The 1,234-nt window shown below is 38.3% G+C and carries 1 protein-coding gene and 1 pseudogene; one reads left to right on the forward strand and one right to left on the reverse strand.

Features of this window, described 5'->3' with window-relative positions:
- Positions 1 to 882: RNA-guided endonuclease TnpB family protein (locus F6K13_RS33880; protein ID WP_287290041.1), on the forward strand; the 882-nt coding region annotated here is incomplete at its 5' end.
- Positions 883 to 886: 4 nt separating this feature from the next.
- On the opposite strand, the pseudogene F6K13_RS33885 reads toward F6K13_RS33880, so the two are convergent.
- Positions 887 to 1,234: pseudogene (locus F6K13_RS33885) on the reverse strand (protochlorophyllide oxidoreductase); the annotation flags it as partial.

Below are 1,234 nucleotides of genomic sequence, written 5' to 3' on the forward strand. Positions count from 1 at the left end.
TATAAAGTTTATTTAGCTAAGATTGGAAAGCTTAAAGTAGCCTGGTCAAGAAAACTACCCAGTGAGCCTAGCTCAGTAACAGTAATTAAAGATTCAGCTAATAGATACTTTCTTAGTTTTGTAGTAGAAATACAACCAGAAACCTTACCAAAAACTGATAATTCAGTAGGTATAGATTTAGGAATCAAAACTTTTGCTACATTAAGTAATGGTCAAAAAATTGATGCTCCAAAACCACTAAAGAAACGAATTAATAAATATCGAAAGTTAAGCAAATCATTATCTAAAAAAACTAAAGGATCTAAAAGATATGAAAAAGCTAGGTTGAGAGTGGCTAAATTTCATGCCAAACTGAAAGATACAAGAACAGATTTTCTGCATAAATTATCTACTAAAATAATTAGTGAAAACCAAACAATTGTTTTAGAGGATTTGAACGTTTCTGGTATGGTAAAAAACCGTAAATTATCCAGAGCTATATCTGATTTAGGTTGGAGAACATTCAGAACATTCCTAGAAGGAAAAGCAGAAAAATATGGTCGTGATTTTCAAGTAATTAGTCGTTGGGAACCCACATCTCAAACTTGCTCTAGCTGTGGGTTTAAAGGTGGAAAATTAGACCTTCAGGTGCGAGAATGGGAGTGTCTCAACTGCGGCGCAAAACATGATAGAGATGAGAATGCAGCGATCAATATATTAGTCGCCGGAGGGCATTCGGAGACTAAAAACGGACGTGGAGGCAAGCGTCAGACTAGCGTCAAGGTAGCAGCAGCCTGTGTTAGCGGAGCTTTGCGCCAGCAAAACGTCAACCCACCGAGGAGTTACGGCTCGGTAGGAATCCCCGTGCCTTTAGGCCGGGGAGGATGTCAATATCTCAATTAAAAAACTAACTCAACCCTACCAACTTTGAACTTAATTCCCAAAGCTTAATCGCTTTATCATCATCACTCGCTTCATCAGAAACTTCTTGCACAAAAGACTGACGATCTTTCTTCTGTCGATTTCCCCAACTCCAATACATTCCAGACTCCTTATACTCAGGATCTTTAACTAAAGCAGCAACTCTTTCTCCTGCTAAATCTTGAGAAACATATCCCCCAGTAATATTTTTCTGGAATAGCGGGAAAATTTTCTGGAATAAAGGATAATGATTTCGGAATAGAGGCGTATCTGCCACACATCCAGGATACAGAGAACTAAAAACAATCCCTGTTGACTCGTGATAACGCCGATG

Source organism: Okeania sp. SIO2B9 (assembly GCF_010672505.1).
In the GTDB taxonomy this organism is placed as follows: Bacteria; Cyanobacteriota; Cyanobacteriia; order Cyanobacteriales; family Microcoleaceae; genus Okeania; species Okeania hirsuta.